Source organism: Paenibacillus amylolyticus, assembly GCF_050990605.1.
Taxonomy (GTDB): Bacteria; Bacillota; Bacilli; order Paenibacillales; family Paenibacillaceae; genus Paenibacillus; species Paenibacillus amylolyticus_H.
In genome coordinates this window covers 4,317,063-4,336,928 of record NZ_CP158832.1, presented here as the reverse complement: position 1 = coordinate 4,336,928, position 19,866 = coordinate 4,317,063, and the positions used below count along the sequence as shown (strand labels likewise).

Here is a 19,866-nt window from a genome sequence, read left to right as displayed (position 1 = left end):
GACAACAACGTAACTGCGGAGAGGGCAGAAAGAACCCGAAGAAGCAAAGCGTTCGCCTTTATCACCGGATTACTCCATTTGAAGAATGGGATCAAAGTAATCCGGGGATAACAGCGATCAAAGGGTCTTCTGCCCACGGAGCCACACCGTACGTAACGTCCCCCATGTTCAACTCAAAGTATTCAACGTTGATAAACACAGAGGAGTGAAATGGGATGCAGGCACAGGCAAGATTATTGTTGGAAGACGGCACACTGTTCACCGGGAAAGCATTTGGTGCTGAAGGTGAAACTACAGGTGAGGTCGTTTTTAATACGGGAATTACAGGCTATCAAGAGGTGCTTTCGGATCCTTCCTATTGCGGTCAAATCGTAACCATGACGTATCCGCTGATCGGAAACTACGGTATTACGCGTGATGACTTTGAGTCGATTCGTCCATACGTACACGGTTTTGTTGTGCGTCGTCATGAGCCAACGCCAAGCAACTGGCGTGCGGAATATAGCGTAGACAATCTGCTCAAGGAATACGGTATCGTAGGAATCAGCGAAATTGATACACGCATGTTGACTCGCCGGATTCGTCATCACGGCACAATGAAGGGAATTCTCACAACAGGATCCAAGCCTGTGGAAGAACTGCTGGAGATGATGGGAGACACCACCATTGCCGAGCTGCGTAACCAGGTGCCAATGACTTCTACGGAGCATGTCTACAACAGCCCGGGAACGGCTGAACGTATTGTGCTCGTGGATTATGGTGCCAAAACAGGAATCTTGCGCGAACTCAGCAAACGTAACTGTGACGTTGTCGTTGTTCCACACGATGTAACAGCAGACGAGATTCGTCGCCTGAACCCGGACGGCATTCAACTGTCCAACGGCCCTGGGGACCCAAAAGACGTACCTCACGCAGTTAAAATGATCAGTGAACTGCTTGGCGAATACCCGATCTTCGGCATCTGCCTGGGTCACCAATTGTTCGCACTTGCGGCAGGAGCAGACACCGAAAAACTTAAGTTTGGACATCGCGGAGGAAACCACCCGGTGAAAGAACTGGAGAGCGGACGTTGCTTCATCACATCCCAGAACCATGGATTTACCGTAAATGAAGAGTCTGTGAAGAGTACAGATCTGGAAGTTACACATATCAACAATAACGATAAGACCATTGAAGGTCTGAAACATAAATCATTCCCGGCGTTCTCGGTTCAATATCACCCTGAAGCAGCCCCGGGCCCTTACGACAACAGCTATCTGTTCGACCGCTTCATCGAGATGATTCGCGAGCACAAGATCACTAACCCGCAAAAGCCGCGTCAAGCCGTATTGGCAGCCGCAGTGAAAGGAGCACAATAACATGCCGATTAACAAAGATCTCAAAAAAATCCTGGTGATTGGTTCCGGTCCAATCGTCATCGGTCAAGCGGCCGAGTTCGACTATGCCGGTACACAGGCTTGCCAGGCTCTGAAAGAAGAAGGCGTGGAAGTTGTACTTATCAACAGCAACCCGGCGACCATTATGACGGATACCAATATGGCTGATAAAGTCTACATTGAGCCAATTACACTGGATTTTGTAACCCAAATCATTCGTCAGGAGCGTCCAGACGGCTTGCTGCCAACACTGGGTGGTCAGACAGGTCTGAACATGGCGGTAGAACTGGCACGTGCAGGTGTGTTGGAACGTGAAAATGTGAAATTGCTCGGAACACAGCTGACTTCCATCGAGAAAGCGGAAGATCGTGATCTGTTCCGTGACCTGATGCGTGAACTGGAACAGCCTGTACCTGAGAGTGTGATCGTAACGACACTTGAAGAATCACTTGAATTTGCAAATGAGATTGGTTATCCAATCATCGTGCGTCCAGCCTATACGCTGGGCGGAACAGGTGGCGGAATTTGTGCCAATGAAGAAGAGCTGCGCGAGACTGTGGTAGCGGGAATTCGTTACAGCCCGATTGGGCAATGTCTGGTCGAGAAGAGCATTGCAGGCATGAAAGAAGTCGAGTATGAGGTTATGCGGGACAAAAACGATAACTGTATCGTTGTCTGCAACATGGAAAACTTCGACCCGGTAGGTGTTCATACAGGCGACAGTATCGTTGTAGCACCAAGTCAAACCCTGTCGGACCGTGAATATCAAATGCTGCGTTCAGCTTCCCTGAAAATCATCCGTGCCCTGAACATCGAGGGTGGATGTAACGTACAGTTTGCACTGGACCCACACAGCTTCCAATACTATGTTATCGAAGTAAATCCACGTGTAAGTCGTTCATCAGCCCTGGCTTCCAAAGCAACCGGTTATCCAATTGCGAAAATGGCTGCCAAAATTGCTATGGGTTACACGTTGGATGAAATCGTAAACCCGGTAACAGGCCAAACGTATGCTTGCTTCGAGCCTACACTGGATTATATCGTGAGCAAAATCCCGCGCTGGCCTTTCGACAAGTTCATCTCGGCGAACCGTAAACTGGGAACGCAGATGAAAGCAACAGGCGAGGTTATGGCCATCGGCCGGACTTTCGAAGAGTCGATTCACAAAGCCGTGCGTTCCCTGGAAATTGGCGTACATCGCCTCTACCTGAAGGATGCAGAAACTTTGGATGAAGCTACGCTGAATGAACGTCTGATCAAAGCGGATGATGAGCGTATCTTCCTGATTGCCGAAGCATTCCGTAGAGGATATACGTTGCAACAACTGCAAGACCTGACCAAGATCGACTGGTGGTTCCTGGACAAAATTGAAGGTCTGATCGCATTTGAAGATCGCATTCGCGAAGAATCCGAATTGTCTTCCGACATTCTGTATCAAGCGAAACGCCTTGGATTCACAGACCGTGCTATTGCCGAACTGCGTGCGCAAGGTCAACCTGGAGGCACATTAACAACTGAAGCGGAAGTTAGAACTCGCCGGGAAGCAGAGAACCTGCGCCCAGTGTACAAAATGGTAGATACATGTGCAGCTGAGTTCGAAGCAACAACGCCATATTACTACTCAACTTACGAGACAGAGAATGAAGTGATCCCTTCAGACAAGCAAAAAGTTGTGGTGCTGGGTTCAGGACCAATCCGGATCGGTCAAGGGATTGAGTTTGACTACTCTACTGTACACGCCGTATGGGCATTGCAAAAAGCAGGATACGAAGCAGTCATTATCAACAATAACCCGGAGACGGTGTCTACGGACTTTAATACATCCGATCGTCTGTACTTTGAACCGCTCTTCTTCGAAGATGTGATGAACGTGATTGAACAGGAGAAACCCGTAGGGGTTATCGTACAGTTCGGTGGTCAAACGGCCATCAACCTGGCAGCACCACTGCGTAATGCAGGTGTAACCATTCTCGGAACGGATCTGGAAAGCATCGATGAGGCGGAGGACCGCAAGAAGTTCGAGCGTCTGCTCTCCCGTCTGGAGATTGCACAGCCAAAAGGTAAAACGGTCATTTCCGTTGATGATGCGGTAGAAACAGCTCAAAGTCTGGGTTACCCGGTACTGGTTCGTCCTTCCTATGTACTCGGCGGTCGTGCGATGGAGATTGTATACTCCGATGCAGAATTGCTGACATACATGGAACAGGCGGTTAAAATCAATCCGGAGCATCCGGTTCTGATCGACCGTTACATGATGGGTAAAGAAGTTGAGGTTGATGCCATCTGTGATGGTGAAACGGTATTGATTCCAGGAATCATGGAACATATCGAGCGTGCAGGGGTTCACTCGGGTGACTCCATCGCGGTATATCCTCCGCAACACCTGTCCCAGGATATGAAAGAGAAAATTGTAGAGATTACAATCAAAATTGCGAAAGAACTGAAAACGGTAGGTTTGGTCAACATCCAGTTTGTTATCCATGATGGCCAAGTGTACATTATCGAGGTGAACCCGCGTTCATCCCGTACCGTGCCATTCCTGAGCAAAGTAACCAACATTCCGATGGCGAACCTGGCAACACAAGCCATTCTGGGTGTGAAACTGAAAGATCTTGGTTATGTTGACGGGCTGTGGCCTGAGTCAGACCATGTATCTGTCAAAGTTCCAGTCTTCTCCTTCGCGAAGCTGCGTCGTGTTGAACCAACCCTTGGACCTGAGATGAAATCCACAGGTGAGGTTATGGGTCGTGACCCGAATTATGCGAAAGCGTTGTTCAAAGGTCTCATCGGCGCAGGAATGAAAATTCCGGCAACCGGAGCGATTGTCGTGACTGTGGCAGACAAAGACAAGGACGAAGCGGTTCCTTTGCTCGAAGGTTTCTACAGACTGGGTTACAAAATCATGGCTACTGGCGGAACAGCAGCTGCGCTTGAAGCAGCGAACATTCCGGTAACGACTGTGAACAAATTAAGCGAAGGTTCGCCGAATATTCTGGATATGATCCGCAGCGGCGAAGCGAACTTTGTTTTCAACACACTCACCAAAGGCAAAACACCGCAACGTGATGGATTCCGAATTCGTCGTGAAGCGGTAGAGAACGGCATTGTATGTATGACTTCACTGGATACGATTCGTGCGCTGCTGATTATGCTGCAAACGATCAACTTCTCTTCTGAAGCAATGCCTGTCTTTGTGAAATAAATACTCACTGATGAAGGACATCAGTCAGTCTGCGGGCTGGCGGGATGTCCTTTATATCGGGCAAAAACGGAAAAAATGAGCAAGTGGAGGGGAGCGCTGGTGATGAATCAAGCGAGTTTCAATGAAATGGCTGGCCGTCTGATGGTGGCACTGGATTATCCTGGAGCGGCAGAAGCTCAAAAATTGGTACAGGCTCTTGAAGGCATTCCCTGTTATCTTAAGGTGGGCATGCAGCTGTTCTACGCAGCAGGACCTGACTTTATTCGGGAGTTGAAATCCAAAGGTTACTCCGTTTTTCTGGATGTGAAAATGCATGACATTCCCAACACCGTTCGTGGCGGTGCTGAGAGTATCACGCGTCTTGGGGTAGACATGTTCAATGTGCATGCAGCGGGTGGAACGATCATGATGCGTGCTGCACGCGAAGGTGCTGAGGCAGCGATTGCTGCTGATCCTTCTTTACAAAGACCTGAGATCATTGCAGTCACCCAACTGACCAGTACAAGTCTGGAAACGATGAATAACGAGATCGGCATCCCTGGAAGTGTGGAAGCTGCTGTGGTTCGTTATGCAGGCTTATCCCAAGAAGCCGGACTGGATGGAGTTGTTGCTTCTCCACTGGAAGTGCCCGCAATTCGGACAGCGTGTGGCAGTGACTTTCACACCGTTACACCAGGAATTCGTCCAGCGGGTAGTGGTCTGGGGGATCAAACACGCGTCTTGACGCCAGGGGAAGCGATCGCCAGAGGAAGTCATTACATTGTTGTAGGCAGACCGATTACAGGCGCTCCCAATCCACGTGAAGCGGCAGAAACCATTTTGAAGGAGATGTTGAACGCATGATCGAACTGAATGAGATTCCGAACCATATTGCTTCCCAATTGTTGAAAATTAAAGCCGTGGCGTTGCGTCCGCAGCAGCCATTTACATGGACATCCGGCATCAAATCACCGATATACTGTGATAACCGCTTAACGATGTCCTATCCCGAGATTCGCAACGATATTGCTGAAGCCTTTGCAACGATCATTCGTAACCAATATCCGGATGCAGAAGTTATTGCAGGTACGGCAACCGCAGGTATCCCGCATGCTGCCTGGGTGGCTCAGAAGCTGAATCTGCCGATGGCCTACATTCGCGATAAAGCGAAAGGACACGGTAAGGAGAACCTGATCGAAGGTCTGATCACTGAAGGTCAGAAAGTAGTAGTTATCGAAGATCTGATCTCTACAGGTGGCAGTTCAATCAAAGCAGCAGAAGCTGTACGTGTAGCAGGTGCAACACCGCTCGCCGTACTTGCCATCTTCAGTTACCAGTTGGATAAAGGCGTAAAAGCATTCGAAGATGCTGGAATTCCGCTTCAGACGCTGTCCAATTACACGGCGCTGATGGATGTGGCTTTGGCTCAGGGAACGATTCAGGAGAGTGACTTTGAGTTGCTCAAATCCTGGCGTGAAGATCCTTCTTCATTTGGTAAATAATATCATTGCATGATACAATATGTGTTCAATGTCAAACGGTATCAAAATTGTAATGATTGCCGTCATAGCGGCAAAACCATCGAATAAGCAAGAGGCACCCCATACATTGGGGTGCTTTTTTCGTTTGTTCATCAAAATATTAACTTTTTCCCTCTACCGTTGTAAAAAGCTTGTAACTTTTAGTTGGGATCGGTCGTTTATAATTCAGTGTAGGTTGGAACAGATTTCTAATTTTAGGTTTTTTGAAGAAGTGAACGGGATATGAAGAAAGGATGAGCGTGATTGCTGGCATGAAGAATTTATTTCTCAGAAAAAGACCTGCCAAGAGCCAGTCAGGCGATGAATATCAACAGGAGGAAGCGCAGCTGGAGGCATCGACGGTTTCGGGAGAAAATACATACAACAATGAACAGGATGGCCCGACGAGTGAACCTCCGTTACCTGAAAGTGAAATCGTTTCAGATGAAGTGGCTGCAACTACTGTCACTACCGTTGATGAACCCCAGAAGAAGATCAAGCAGAAGAAGGACATATTGCCCCCGTATGATGGACCTGTACTGGAGGTACGTAACGTGCATCGCAGTTTCCAGACAGGCAGTCGTATCATCCATGTGCTCAAAGGCATTGATATGGAAGTGAATCCGCAACAACTGGTCATGCTGAAGGGGAGATCAGGCTCAGGCAAAACAACGTTGCTGAATATGCTCGGTGGACTGGATCAGCCTTCAAGTGGAGACATTCTGTTCTCTGGTCAGCCTCTTCAGGATTGGGGAGACCGGCGGCGGACCGCTTTGCGGCGCAAAGAGATCGGTTTTATTTTCCAGGCGTATGCACTCATGCCCTTATTATCTGCTTGGGAAAATGTAGAACTGTCGCTGCGAATGGCGGATGTTCCGCGAGCGGAGTGGAAGGACAGGGTTGGTCACTGTCTGGATCTGGTTGGATTATCCAAAAGGGTGAAGCACCGACCTTTCGAGATGTCTGGGGGAGAACAACAGCGGGTGGCAATAGCCAAGGCGATTGCCCATAGACCCCGATTGTTGCTTGCGGATGAGCCTACAGCGGAACTGGATTCCAAGATGGGTGCTCAGGTCATGGCCGTATTCCGCAATATTATTGAAGTAGAACAAGTAACGATATGTATGACTACACACGATCCTACAATTTTGGAGGTTGCGGACCATGTTTATGAAATGGCGGACGGCAGATTTATCAACTAAGGGGGCCGCTCCGAAGAGGGGGAAACGGGCAGCACTTATTGTACTTGGTGCGATAATGGTTGCAACGATGTCCGGCTGCTCATTGCTGCCGTCAGAAACAGAGGAAGAAGTGCTTCCGCCTATTACACCACCAACAATCTCCAAGAAACCGGAATATGAAGTCCGGACGGAAACGTTGGAGAAAAAAGTAAGTGGCAGCGGCAAGATGATGAGTCAGCGGGAAGAGAAGGTGTACTTCACGCTTGATGGTATGCATATCAAAGAGTTAAATGTTAAACCAGGGGATAAAGTGAAAAAGGGTCAGCTTCTCGCGGTGCTCGATGTGGAGAGTGTGGAGAAGGAGATTCGTGGCAAGAAACTGGCTATTCGCAAGTCCGAAGTTCAGATGAAGGAAACACTCCGCAAGAAGGATGAGATGGACCCGGTGGAGTTCGAAGAATCAACGATTGCGTTTGAAGAACTGCGCCAGGAACTCGCTGATCTGGAGGAACAACTGGGTAAAGCCACATTGACTGCTCCGTTTGGCGGCACCGTTATTGCTGTGCAGGTAGAGAAGGGCGCAGCCGTAAAAGCGTATGATCCGATTGCTACGATTGCGGATACATCGAATCTGGTTGTGGCAGCTACCTTTGCCAAGGAAGATCTGGAGAAGTTCTCAGCCGGGATGAAGGCAGAAGTGGACATTAATGGTGCCGGTAAAGTCGCTGGCAAAATTAAAGTTATGCCTATCGCGGAAGCATCGGGAAGCGGAAGTGGCGAAGGAACGGGTGAAGGCGGTACGCCTCCAACCAAGGAAACGCTGGATAAGTATGTTATCGTTACACTTGCAAAAATGCCAAAAGGCGTGGAACGTGGCACACCACTATCGGTCTCAATTGTAACGCAGCGTACCGAGAACGCGATTGTGATTCCTGTATCCGCTCTACGCTCCATCGGTTCAAGAACGTACGTACAAGTCGTGGAGACTGATGGCAGCAAGCGTGAAGTGGACGTTGAAGTTGGACAGCAGACATCGACAGATGTCGAGATTCTGAAAGGTCTGACCGTAGGCCAGAAAGTAGTGGGACGCTAATGGGGCTGCCATTACTTCGGCTGCTGTTCCGCAAAATGTGGAACACGCGCTGGATGACCTTCAGCACACTGATCGGATTGATTGTGGCGGTAGCGTTCACCGTCAGTATTCCAATGTATGCCGATGGTGCGTTGAAACGGGTCGTCGCGCAAACGCTGCAGGATAACAGTGAAGGGTTGCCAGCCGGTTCGTTGCTTATGAGTTATCAGGCACCTGGTGGCGTAAAGACAGACACACGGGGTCTGGATGAAGTAGATCGTTATATTCGTGAGGATGTTCCTCGCGATATCGGGTTTCCTTTTCATACGTATGTGAATTCCAGATCCATTCGCAGCACAGAGGTGAGCCCGGAAGATCCAACCAAAGTGGATGCCAGCAGGGCGCGCAGTATGAGTCTGGGTACGATGAGTGGGCTGGATGCACAGGTGAATTACTCTGCCGGGGTGAAACCTGGAAACCAGGTCAAAGATGACACGATCGAGGCAGTCATGTTGGAAGAGGGCATGTACCGTAACGATCTGCATATCGGTGACATTCTGGAATATCCGGTGTATAGCGGCCTGGATATCACGTTACGTGTGAAGATTACGGGTTCCTTCAAGGCAGATGATCCGAACAGCCCTTACTGGGTACAAGGATTTGACGGCATGATGAATGGACTCTATGTGGATGAATCGGTATTTAATGATGTTTTACTGAAAGAAAAAGGGATTCCACTTCAAAATTCACGTTGGTATTATGCCTTTGATCTGAAAGAAATTCAAACCAGCCAGTTATCAGGTCTGACTTCCATGCTGGAAAGGCTGGATATCGATCTGTACCAGCGGCTGAAAGATACGAAAGTGGACATCACCTTTGGTGATCTGCTCAAGCAGTTCCGCAGTCAGAGTCTGCAATTGCAGACCATGTTGTTTACCTTGGCAGCACCGATGATTGCGATGGTCTTTTATTTTATTGCAATGAACGCCAGACAGTCATTACAAAAGCAAGAGAGTGATATTGCGGTATTGCGCAGCCGTGGAGCTTCAGCTCGGCAGATCTTCTCTCTCTACCTGCTTGAAGGCATATTTCTGGGCGCGATTGCGCTGGTTATTGGGCCGTTGCTCGGTTGGTTTATGGCCAAGAGTATCGGTTCAGCAAGTGGCTTTCTCTCCTTCGTAGATCGGAAGTCTATTCCGATTGGTGTATCCAAAGAAGCTATCCTCCTGGGCATAGCAGCGGTCCTTGTTGCGATCATCGCATCACTTATCCCTGCGATAACCTATGCACGGGCAACCATTGTATCTGCCAAACGGCGACAAGCACGGACGGACCGCGCTCCAGTATGGCAGCGCTGGTTCCTGGACGTTGTATTGCTGGGTCTGGCTGGATATGGATACTACCTGTTCTATGAACGTCAGATGTTGACCTTCCAGACCGGAATGACAACCGATCAGCTGCAGGTACAGCCGTTTTTGTTCTTTGTACCTGCACTTGCGATCTTTGCGCTTGGGCTATTTTTCCTGCGCTTGTTCCCGTGGATTTTGAAGCTTATTCAGCTAATCGGCCGCAAGTTTCTCCCGGTCCCGTTGTATCTGACATTAACGCAGCTATCGCGTTCATCTTCGTCCTATTATCCGTTGATGATCCTGCTTGTATTGACACTGGGACTTGGGGTGTATAACTCGGCTGCGGCTCGGACGATTGATCTGAACTCCACGGAGCGTACGCTCTACCGTTATGGTTCGGATGTGATCATGCAGACCGTATGGGAAGGAACGCCTGAGATTAAGCCTGGTACCGGACAGAATGGGGGTACGGGTGGAGGTCAACAAGGTGGAGGCGGAGGTTCTACTGGTGGGGGTTCCGGCGGAAGCAATGGCGGCGGAGGTGCTCCAGGTGGAGGCGGCGGGTCTTCGCAGCCTTCCAAAGTCATCTACTCTGAACCTCCATTCGAAGTATTCCGCAGATTAGATGGGGTTGAACATGCAGCAAGAGTGCTGCAGACCAAGAGTAATATCATCGTCTCTGGTAAATCAGGGGGGCAGGGAATGCTGGTTGGAATTGATAATGTAGACTTTGCTCAAGTGGCGTGGTTCCGCAACGATCTGTTCCTGGCACATCCCTACAAGTACCTTGACTTGCTTGGTAAATATGAAGGGGCTGTATTGATCTCTTCCAAATTTGCTGACAAGTTCAAACTCAAAACTGGAGATCTCGTCTCTATGGGTGTTCAGGGACAGGCGATTGAATTCGTAGTCTTCGGGATCATTCCTTACTGGCCAGCCCAGTATCCGGATCAGATGCCATTCTTCGTGGCGAATCTGGATTATATCTATGATCAGGTGCCTTTGATTCCTTATGAGGTATGGCTGAAAATGGAACCAGAAGCCAAAGTGGCTCCACTAATGGAGAAACTCGCAGCAGAAGGCATTGAGTTATCTTCTGTGCGTGATGTACGCACAGAATTGGTATCTCAGGGTAAACATCCTTCACGAGGTGGTGTATTTGGGATTCTGAGCCTTGGATTCCTGGTATCGGTTATTATCTCGTTGATCGGATACGTGCTGTACTGGTTCTTCAACCTGTCCGGACGTGTTGTGCAGTTTGGTGTATTACGGGCCATGGGGTTATCCCGGGCACAACTGAGCGGTATGCTGCTGCTGGAGCAGGTGTTCACAGCGGGGCTGTCGATCCTGCTCGGTATTGGGATTGGTCAGGTATCCAGTCGTTTATTCCTGCCATTCCTGCAAACGACGGATAATGTATCTGCTCAGGTACCTCCGTTCCGGATTGTGTTTGAACAGCAAGATATGTTGCAACTGTATGGGGTCACTGTGGTGATGTTGGTCATTGGTGCAACGATGTTGCTTTGGCAGATTCGCAGATTGCGGGTCCACCAGGCAGTCAAAATGGGAGAGGAGAGGTAAACGTGATCCAATGCGAAGGACTTGTCAAAATTTTTAAATCCAGCGATGTGGAAGTCGTTGCCCTTCAAGGTCTCAACCTGACTGTCAATCAAGGTGAAATGATGGCGATCATCGGTAACAGCGGTAGCGGTAAATCCACGCTGCTGAATATTCTGGGCGGGCTTGATCGTCCTACGGCTGGTACCGCGGTTGTGGGAGACTGGGATTTGCTGAAGATGACAGATGCCCAATTGGTCGAATACAAACGTCATACGGTAGGTTTTATCTGGCAAAATAACGGTCGTAACTTGCTGCCTTATCTCACTGCACTGGAAAATGTGGAGACTCCCATGATTCTGGGAGGCAAGCGTGATCGTGCTTATGCAAAACAGTTGCTCGAATGGGTAGGCCTTAAGGATCGGATGCATAACAAATTGCATCAATTGTCAGGAGGAGAGCAGCAACGGGTAGCGATTGCGATCTCCTTATCCAATCGTCCCAAAATTCTGCTTGCAGATGAACCAACAGGTTCGGTCGATTCTGAGACATGTGATACAATCATGGGCATTTTCCGAAAAATGAACAAGGAACTCGGCGTTACGATTGTCATCGTTACCCATGACTTGACACTAGCTGGCAAGGTAGACCGGATCGTTGCGATCCGGGACGGCTTGACCAGTACCGAGTTTGTGAAGCGCAACCCGAATTTGGACGATGAGAATAACTTGTCCGAAACGGGTATGCCGGACATTCATGAAGCATTTGTCATTATTGACCGTGCAGGACGGCTTCAGGTGCCAAAAGAGTATCTGGAGGCTTTAGCCATTGATAACCGGGCTACATTGGAATTTGACGGTGAACGTATTGTCATTACACCGCCAAGATAATATTAGAGGGGGAATTGGAAATGAAGAATAGTATGTGGGGAAAACGTGTGCTGGCTGTCATCGCTACTGCGACGCTGGCATTGCCGCTGATTGCTGGCTGTACGGCAAGTGAAGCCAAGGATACGGAGCAACGTGTATTGCGTGTGGCTACAATGTGGGGAGGACAGGATGACAGTTACTTCCGTCAGCAATTTACCGATGCTTTTGAACTGACACATCCCAATGTAACGATTGAGATTGTAGCTGCTGTAAATCAAAGTAACTACGGTTATGGTCAGTCAGGACAACAACCAGGATTATCAGATGCATTAGAAAATATGAAGAAGATCATGACTGAAGAGAATCCCGTTGATGTAGTAGTCGCAGATGCTCAAATAATCAAGTCATTAATACAGGATAATATGTTGAAGCAGTTAGACCCTTTAATGGATGAAGATAAATTTAACAAAAGCGATATCGTACCTAGTGTGCTTGAAGGTATAAAAGATTTGGGTGACCAAAATTTATACGCCTTATCGCCGACATTTTCTTCCTCAGCACTTTATTATAACAAAAAAATGTTTCAGGCAGCTGGTGTCGAGCCTCCAACCGACAACATGACATGGGACGATATTTTCAACCTAGCAACACGTATGACTAGTGGTGAAGGTGATAATCATGTATTCGGTTTCTCATTCACTACTTATCAGAATGGATCACCGTACTACTCTATGCAGCAATATTATAGTTCTTTACAATTAAAAGTTTTTGATGACAAAGCGGAAAAAATGATGGTGAATTCACCTCAATGGGAGAAAGTATGGAGTACCATCAGCAAATTGGTCATTAATAAGATTATTCCTAAAGGGGATGAACAATTCGATAAGGGAGTAGAAGGACAATATAGCCCATTACAGGGGGATTTGTTCCTGAGTGGTCAGGCTTCAATGGTTATCGGTGATTATAGCTATATTAATCAATTGATTGATGCAAATAAAAATGCGGATAAAATGAAAGACTTTACGAAATTGGATTGGGATGTGGTTACACCTCCAGTTCACCCGGAAGCTCCCGAAATTGGAGGCAACATCTATTTGAGTAATCTCATGGCGATTAATAGTGCGGCTCAGAATCCGGATGATGCATGGGAATTGATCAAGTATATGAACAGTGAAGATTGGGCCAAAATTAAAGCGCGTAGTAGCTACGAGATGGTATCACGCAAAAGTTTTATTAAACCTAAAGACGGATTGGATTATAATATTGAGGCGTTTTACACACTTAAGCCAGTGCTCCCTCCCAGTAAAAATTTAGAAGAGTTATATCAAAGAATGCCTAATATATGGCAAGTAAACGATAAAGGGATGGAATATTTCAATCAGGTACTTGAGAACAAAAAGACACCAAAAGAAGCACTTGGTGAGTGGGCAGCTAAAGGAAACGAGATGCTGGAGAAATTGAAAAAGGATCCTAAAGCTACGTTTCAGTGAGATTTGATGAAGTAGTCATATCATGATCAGGATATAGCCGCTGAAGATTTTAATCTTTGGCGGCTATTTTTATGAAAATGGGGTATTCTACAAAAAGCAGGAATAAATGACGACTCTGGAAAGGACGAGCGGTATGCACTGGGTATATTTCAGCAAGTTGTATGCAACCAAATTTCAGGCAGGATGTCTGGCCAAGCGTATGGAGCAGGATGGGTGGATTTACGGTCATAATGAACCGGCGGAAGTTGAAGTTTATCGATCACGCAAAGGACGTTACGGTGTACGTTTTATTCCCTGACATTACCCCTTGACTTATTGGGATAGAATGGTGTATATTAATTAAGTCGCTGTTTTAATATTTCTTACTGACGCGGGGTGGAGCAGCCCGGTAGCTCGTCGGGCTCATAACCCGAAGGCCGCAGGTTCAAATCCTGCCCCCGCAATTTAGTTTTACTTGGATGATTCACAGCCATCATCTGCACGTTATACATTTTGTCTAGGGCCCTTAGCTCAGTTGGTTAGAGCGGTCGGCTCATAACCGATTGGTCACAGGTTCGAGTCCTGTAGGGCCCATACTCTTAAAACCCTTGCCTAGCAAGGGTTTTTTTCTGTCTGCATGTAAGCTCTGGAGTAGAAGGTATCTTGTTCGTGGTGTCTTTCTAATATGCCTTTTTTTTTGAATCACGATGTATGTCCATGCCATATCTTAAATCTCGCATATACTACCTTATCCCAACCCATAGGAGGTAGATTTCATGAGTCAATTTCTTGATGCAAGAACATCTCAGAATGCGAGTTTGGCTAACTCTATTGCAATACCAATCCTGGTAATTAACACACCGCAATTATTCGGTCAGATTGGTCTGCAAACAGAAGGAGCAGGGGCAAACCCACGGGTACAACTCAAAGGAACGGTAGCCGTACAACTTCCTTTGGCTCTCGTAGGTATAACAATTACGATTGTCAGAGGAACTTTAGCAACAGACCCTGTCATTTATTCTGCAACGTCTACGTTTAGCTTGAGTGTCCTTGCACCTCAGATCATTACGTTCTCTGCGGATGACTTCAATCCTCCGATCACGCCTCAGTTGACGTACACTGCATTTATTAGCTCCAACTTGCTCGGAACGATCCGTGTAGGCCCTGAGAACTTTGACGGAGCCGTGTATTCCGACTAATGTTGAGCGTCCTTGACTGAGTGAACTAGATCAATAGTCTTTGTAAATGAAAGGCCTCACGGACCTGCCCTCAAAAGCAGGTTTTTTTCTTGTTGAAGGGGAAGACTGAGCTTCATGGAGTTGACAGGGTTCTATGATATAATACATTACAGAGATTGAATGGTATTCGAAGAAATTAGTGATAGAAAGCAGGTTTCCATTTTAATGACGTCAAATGAAAGTCAACGTTTTCGTTACAGTGAAGCTCCGGTCTGGGATTGGCAGAGAGCTTATTATGAACAGAAGGGGCTACAAGCTTGGACTGAGAATCAAGTCCCTCAATATATTACCAGTAATCCGATGATTGCCACGGCTTATGCAGAGATGATCTTTGGGTTTCTTCAGGACCTCTCGAACAAGGGAAAGATCACGGAGACCGTAACCATTCTTGAATTAGGAGCGGGTGTAGGGCGTTTGGCACATCAAGTTCTCCTGAAACTGCTTGAGTTAAAGGAATTTGCCGGAATACAGTTACCGCCTTTCAGATATGTGATGACGGATCTGGTAGCGGAGAATGTGCTGGGGTGGCAGGAGCATCCATCCATGCAATCCTTTATTCAACAAGGTATAGTGGATTTTGCACGTTTTGACGCTGTGGCGGATACGGAATTGAATCTGGTCGTTGCAGGCACGGTTATTCGGCCCGGTGATCTGAAACAACCGTTGTTGTTGATTGCCAATTACTTTTTTGACAGCATTCCGCAGGAATTAATCTACATTGGGGATGGCGAGATATATGAGTGTGATCTGCTTGTTCAGTCTCCGGATCGTCGTCTTGATCTTGATCCTGCTGAGATGTTGAAAAACATGATGTTGAGTTACGAGTATCGCAGGGCGCCTGAATATAGTGCAGATAACTATCCGTATTCGGAACTGATCACGTTGTACAAGGCGGAGCTGGAGGATTCCCACATCCTGTTCCCGGCAATTGGCTTGTCCTGTCTCGAACGGTTGAACAAGTTGTCACAGTCAGGTTATGTGTTGATTACCGCTGATAAAGGGGATCATCGACTGGATAACTGGAAGTTCGCAGAGCCACCTGAATTCGTTCTGCACGGAAGTTTTTCTTTAACAGCCAACTACCATGCCATTCAGTATGTCTTGGAACAACAGGGTGCCTACACACGATTCACAACACATCATTATAAAGATCTGAATGTTGGGTGCATGTTGATGGTGGACGAACCCCTCAGTTATGTGAACACACGTCTCGCCTACCATCGATTTGTTGAACGTTTTGGACCGGATGACTTTTTCAGTATGAAACAATGGATAGACCAACGGATAGAAAGTATGGAGTTGAAGCATATTTTACCGTTTTGGCGTTTGGGCGGGTATGATGCCGAGTTCTTGATCCACAGTGCAACGCACATTTCCAGTCTTCTTCCTGATGCAAGTGATGAGGAAATGCTCGATATTCAGTCTGGAATTCATACGATGTGGTCGACCTACTATGTGATGGAGCACCAAGGGGGACTCGCATTTCTGGCAGGTCAGCTATTATATGAAATGTATATGTATGAGGATGCAAAACGGTTTCTGGAGATATCATTGGTTGCAGATCCGAGTAACCATAATCCAGCCGTCTTATACGATTTGGCTGTGTGCTGTTATGAACTTGAACTGGAAGAAGAAACCCTGTCATATACCCGTAAAGTATTGGCTCTGGAACCTGATCACGAAGAGGCAGCAGCGTTGCTCCAGAGTTTCGAGTTGATCTGAACGGAACAATTGAAGTCCTGTCTCCTGTATGTATGTAGGATGTAATGGGTAATGTCTATATAGAAATTGAAACCTTTAATTGAACTTCATCGTATTACTGGGATATTCAACCAATCATTTCTATAGTACATAAAGGAGACAGAGCTATGAAGAAAATGTTATCCGTTGCATTATATCCACTTGCTTGGGTGCTGGGGGCACTGAGTATCTTATCTGGAAATGCAAACAGTGTCGCAGACAGCGCTCTATTGGCTAAGGATATTGCTACAGATCGAAGCTATGATGGGCAAGCTATATATGATAGTATTGAACGTAGAAATGCCTAACTACATATCACTGAACTGTAAAGGTAATTGTGTCATCGAGCAATAACACGAGCACCAATTACTCTTGAAGCGAAGTATGATGCGCAGGAACACTGTTCGTACAACCTTTAAGCCGGTTTCGTACCTTATTCAGGTATGAACCGGCTTTTATTAATGAATGGGGGATACCAGATGAAGATTATCATTGGACAACCGAGGCTCGAACAGCATTTGCTGCAGCTTGAAGCTGAACTCAAGCAACACCCTGATGCAGATGTATTGTTCTTTCCTGAAGGATATCTGAACCAGAATGCCCAGGAAGCTTGCAGGTTGGCGGCTGAAAATGGAACCATGATTGTATCAGGTCATCGCAGACTGGACGAACGTCCAAAGGATCGATCGATCATCATCAGTAAGGCTGGAGAGATTGTATTGGAGAAAGCCAAATATACACCTGATGGAGAGGTTGTTCTGGCATCCCGAAGTGATACACGTACTCGTACAATCCTTCTGGACAGAGGAAATATAGACCCTCCACCTCAGGAGTCACAAGAAAAACAACTGAAAATCTCCATCGACTCATCTGGTTAAGTTACCAAGCATGAAACCCGTATGAATGGGCAGATGAACTTGCCGAATCGCCCGGTCACTTGCGCAGAATATGCATATGTTATGGCATACCTTGAAATTCAAAGGAGGCCAATCAAATGAGTCAAGTTGGATACGGTTGTGGGAATGTTGGTGGATTCGGCGGCGGATGGACTTCCACAAGTGCAATTCTCGTACTTTTCATCCTGCTCGTGATCATCACAAAATCTTTCTGGCTGTAAGTCACGTATAGATTCGTGCAGGCAATGGCTCCGCTGAGACTTCAGCGGGGCTTTTCCTGTTTATAAGAAGCAACAGATGCCATTCATGACATTTGACAACTGAAAACAATGTGCTTAAAATCACATAAGAGACTATTAACAGAGATTGAAGGGATAGCAATGCCGTTTATTCGCTTTAAAGGATTCACAGGTCCTCAGCTAGAGGAAGTTGTACCCCAAATTACAGAGCAGATGGCCCTAATTACTCATATTCCAAGGGAGAGAATGAAGGCAGAGCGTCATGATGTACAAGCGCTGACACCTTCTCCGGCTTCTATAGAGATTCTGATGTTTCAACGTGATCAGGAGGTTCATAACCGGATTGCCTCGTCGTTGCAAGCTATTTTGGAAGAAGCGTACATGCCGGATGTGCATATTTTCTTCAATATATTGTCACCCACGTTGTATTATAAACAAGGCAAGCCGTTAACAGATTATCGATTGGATTGAGATTGTGAGGGACGAGCAGAATGTTGCTCGTCTCTTTTGATTTATATATTTTTTGGATGTTTAGCAATGGGATGGTTCCTGTGAACCCGGCTCAACGATAAAGAGCATATCGCAGACACGATAAACAAGGCTCCACCGATAAGATATACCCATCGAACGCCCAGTTGATCGGCGACTAGACCAAAGATGACTATGGATACACTCATAACCGTGGATATCAGGACGCCACGTGTGGCGTATACCTTGGTTAGGGATAGGGCAGGTACACTGCTCTGAAGCGCTGTCTGCTGAGCCACATCACGAATCTGATGAACTGGACCCATGAGTATGCATAACACCAGAGCGAGCCATGGCAGGTTGTTTAGACCATAAACGACGGTAAGCAGGCTGAAAAGAAGAGAACCCATGGTCATACTAGCGATTAGATGCTTCTGAATACGTTTGGTCAGTGCAAGGGCCAGAATACCTCCAAGCATGGTTCCGGCAGCGTAACTCGAGTTCATGAGTCCCCACCAACCTTCTCCTCGTCCCAGAGCTTCTTTTGCAAAGACCAGCGTAACAGCTCCGATCCAGATGGAACCCGCAAGAGCCTGGGCAATGTCCATAAGCGTAATCAGTTTTAATGATGGATTGTTCCAAAGTATACTCCAGCCTTCCCTCAATACATTCCGCGATACAGCAGATTTCTGGAGTTGTTCTACATTGCGTGTGAGCGAGCCCATAGCAATCATGAAGATCATAACGGCCCAGGACAGGCTTGTAGCTGCCCAGAAGGTCTGTGACGCCCCCCAGTTCATCACGGCGAATCCCGTCATGGCGTAACCGACAATGGTTACCGTCTGATTGGAGAATGATAGTAGGCTATTGGCTTTCACAAGGTCTTCTCCCTGAACCAATCGTGGTGTTAAAGCATTCAGTAACGGAGTTTCCCATCCGTCCAAAAAGGATAGTATGACCACTCCGATCATTAGAAGCGGCAGTTGTGAAAACAAGTGATTCAACGAAATGGCTATACAGGTCATGATGAATGTTTTGGCTATGGAAATGCTGATCAATAGTCTGGAGAATGGGAAACGGTTCACAAGTAAGGGTAAAGTGAAACCTGCTATTGTGCGTGCAATGATCTGAATAAGTGGAAACATTGCAGCAGAGAGTACCGATCCAGTGTGACCGTATATATACGTCGTAATGACCATGATATATATGACATTAATAAGCGAGAGCAGCGTTCTGGCGGCCCAGTATGGATAAAATGCGATGTTCATGCCAATGATGTCCTTTCCGAAACGATATATCTATATTACGGGCATTGTCATCATTGCACCACAAACAAAGTTATCATTTTCCCGTCATTTCACCACAAAAAAACTGCCCAACAGGGCAGTCATCTTCTAATGCCTATAGTTCATGCCATAGCGAGTGTAAAGGCGATAAGCAACATGAGCAGGCTGGTCGTTCTGACCATAGTCATATAAGGCCTGCTGGGTTCGTCTTCACCCCGAGAAATCCAGCCATAACGCAAATACCAGCCGAATTTTGGGAAACAGAAATTGATGATACAGAGTACCATGAATATAAAAAAGAGGGTTCTCATACCCATCTTCCTTTCTAACTTACATAACGGAGCTTATCTTAACGTTTGCGTCTGGTAAAAAAGACTACAATCAAAATGATAATGATGATAATTAACAGAAATTTCATGTATGTT

At 47.0% G+C, this 19,866-nt stretch carries 18 protein-coding genes and 2 tRNA genes; 18 read left to right on the top strand and 2 right to left on the bottom strand.

Annotated elements, in window-relative coordinates:
• Positions 1 to 215: 215 nt before the first annotated feature.
• The 18 genes from carA (at position 216) to ABTV53_RS19245 (ending at position 18,158) form a co-directional block, all read left to right on the top strand.
• Entirely contained in the window at positions 216 to 1,358 is a 1,143-nt protein-coding gene (gene carA / locus ABTV53_RS19330; protein WP_062835434.1) for a glutamine-hydrolyzing carbamoyl-phosphate synthase small subunit, read from the top strand.
• A 1-nt stretch (position 1,359) separates the two neighbouring features.
• Positions 1,360 to 4,578, top strand: a complete 3,219-nt coding sequence (gene carB / locus ABTV53_RS19325; protein ID WP_062835433.1) for a carbamoyl-phosphate synthase large subunit — start codon at positions 1,360 to 1,362, stop codon at positions 4,576 to 4,578.
• Between the two features lie 102 nt (positions 4,579 to 4,680).
• A complete protein-coding gene (gene pyrF, locus ABTV53_RS19320) occupies positions 4,681 to 5,421 on the top strand; it encodes an orotidine-5'-phosphate decarboxylase (RefSeq protein ID WP_433745399.1) in 741 nt (246 codons plus the stop codon).
• The gene (gene pyrE / locus ABTV53_RS19315) at positions 5,418 to 6,059 is read left to right on the top strand and encodes an orotate phosphoribosyltransferase (protein ID WP_036674850.1); all 642 of its coding nucleotides are present in this window, start codon (positions 5,418 to 5,420) and stop codon (positions 6,057 to 6,059) included. The genes pyrF and pyrE overlap by 4 nt, the downstream gene beginning before the upstream one ends.
• A 272-nt stretch (positions 6,060 to 6,331) precedes the next feature.
• Entirely contained in the window at positions 6,332 to 7,279 is a 948-nt protein-coding gene (locus tag ABTV53_RS19310; protein WP_433745397.1) for an ABC transporter ATP-binding protein, read from the top strand.
• A complete protein-coding gene (locus tag ABTV53_RS19305) occupies positions 7,242 to 8,351 on the top strand; it encodes an efflux RND transporter periplasmic adaptor subunit (protein ID WP_433745394.1) in 1,110 nt (369 codons plus the stop codon). The genes ABTV53_RS19310 and ABTV53_RS19305 overlap by 38 nt, the downstream gene beginning before the upstream one ends.
• Positions 8,351 to 11,260 (top strand): ABC transporter permease, encoded by a 2,910-nt coding sequence (locus ABTV53_RS19300; RefSeq protein WP_433745392.1) that lies wholly within the window; start codon positions 8,351 to 8,353, stop codon positions 11,258 to 11,260. Before ABTV53_RS19305 ends, ABTV53_RS19300 begins: the two co-directional genes overlap by 1 nt.
• A 2-nt stretch (positions 11,261 to 11,262) precedes the next feature.
• Complete coding sequence (locus ABTV53_RS19295) at positions 11,263 to 12,126, top strand: ABC transporter ATP-binding protein (RefSeq protein ID WP_433745389.1); 864 nt, start codon at positions 11,263 to 11,265, stop codon at positions 12,124 to 12,126.
• Positions 12,127 to 12,146: 20 nt separating this feature from the next.
• Positions 12,147 to 13,595, top strand: a complete 1,449-nt coding sequence (locus tag ABTV53_RS19290) for an ABC transporter substrate-binding protein (protein WP_433745386.1) — start codon at positions 12,147 to 12,149, stop codon at positions 13,593 to 13,595.
• Positions 13,596 to 13,701: 106 nt separating this feature from the next.
• Entirely contained in the window at positions 13,702 to 13,893 is a 192-nt protein-coding gene (locus ABTV53_RS19285) for a hypothetical protein (RefSeq protein ID WP_339261571.1), read from the top strand.
• A gap of 71 nt (positions 13,894 to 13,964) precedes the next feature.
• Positions 13,965 to 14,038, top strand: a tRNA-Met gene (locus tag ABTV53_RS19280).
• Between the two features lie 56 nt (positions 14,039 to 14,094).
• A tRNA-Ile gene (locus ABTV53_RS19275) sits at positions 14,095 to 14,168 on the top strand.
• A 182-nt stretch (positions 14,169 to 14,350) separates the two neighbouring features.
• Positions 14,351 to 14,773, top strand: a complete 423-nt coding sequence (locus tag ABTV53_RS19270) for a hypothetical protein (RefSeq protein WP_433745383.1) — start codon at positions 14,351 to 14,353, stop codon at positions 14,771 to 14,773.
• Between the two features lie 204 nt (positions 14,774 to 14,977).
• Complete coding sequence (locus ABTV53_RS19265) at positions 14,978 to 16,534, top strand: tetratricopeptide repeat protein (protein ID WP_433745380.1); 1,557 nt, start codon at positions 14,978 to 14,980, stop codon at positions 16,532 to 16,534.
• Positions 16,535 to 16,680: 146 nt separating this feature from the next.
• Positions 16,681 to 16,860, top strand: coding sequence for a hypothetical protein (locus ABTV53_RS19260; protein WP_091014133.1), 180 nt, complete (start codon positions 16,681 to 16,683; stop codon positions 16,858 to 16,860).
• A gap of 171 nt (positions 16,861 to 17,031) precedes the next feature.
• Positions 17,032 to 17,430, top strand: coding sequence for a hypothetical protein (locus ABTV53_RS19255; RefSeq protein WP_433745377.1), 399 nt, complete (start codon positions 17,032 to 17,034; stop codon positions 17,428 to 17,430).
• A 116-nt stretch (positions 17,431 to 17,546) separates the two neighbouring features.
• Positions 17,547 to 17,669, top strand: coding sequence for a sporulation protein YjcZ (locus ABTV53_RS19250; protein WP_083679583.1), 123 nt, complete (start codon positions 17,547 to 17,549; stop codon positions 17,667 to 17,669).
• 159 nt (positions 17,670 to 17,828) lie between these two features.
• Complete coding sequence (locus ABTV53_RS19245) at positions 17,829 to 18,158, top strand: DUF1904 family protein (protein WP_339235837.1); 330 nt, start codon at positions 17,829 to 17,831, stop codon at positions 18,156 to 18,158.
• Positions 18,159 to 18,199: 41 nt separating this feature from the next.
• Here ABTV53_RS19245 and ABTV53_RS19240 read toward each other — a convergent pair whose 3' ends face one another.
• Positions 18,200 to 19,423, bottom strand: a complete 1,224-nt coding sequence (locus ABTV53_RS19240; RefSeq protein WP_433745372.1) for an MFS transporter — start codon at positions 19,421 to 19,423, stop codon at positions 18,200 to 18,202.
• Positions 19,424 to 19,563: 140 nt separating this feature from the next.
• The gene (locus ABTV53_RS19235) at positions 19,564 to 19,752 is read right to left on the bottom strand and encodes a DUF6199 family natural product biosynthesis protein (RefSeq protein WP_433745369.1); all 189 of its coding nucleotides are present in this window, start codon (positions 19,750 to 19,752) and stop codon (positions 19,564 to 19,566) included.
• Positions 19,753 to 19,866 lie beyond the last annotated feature (114 nt).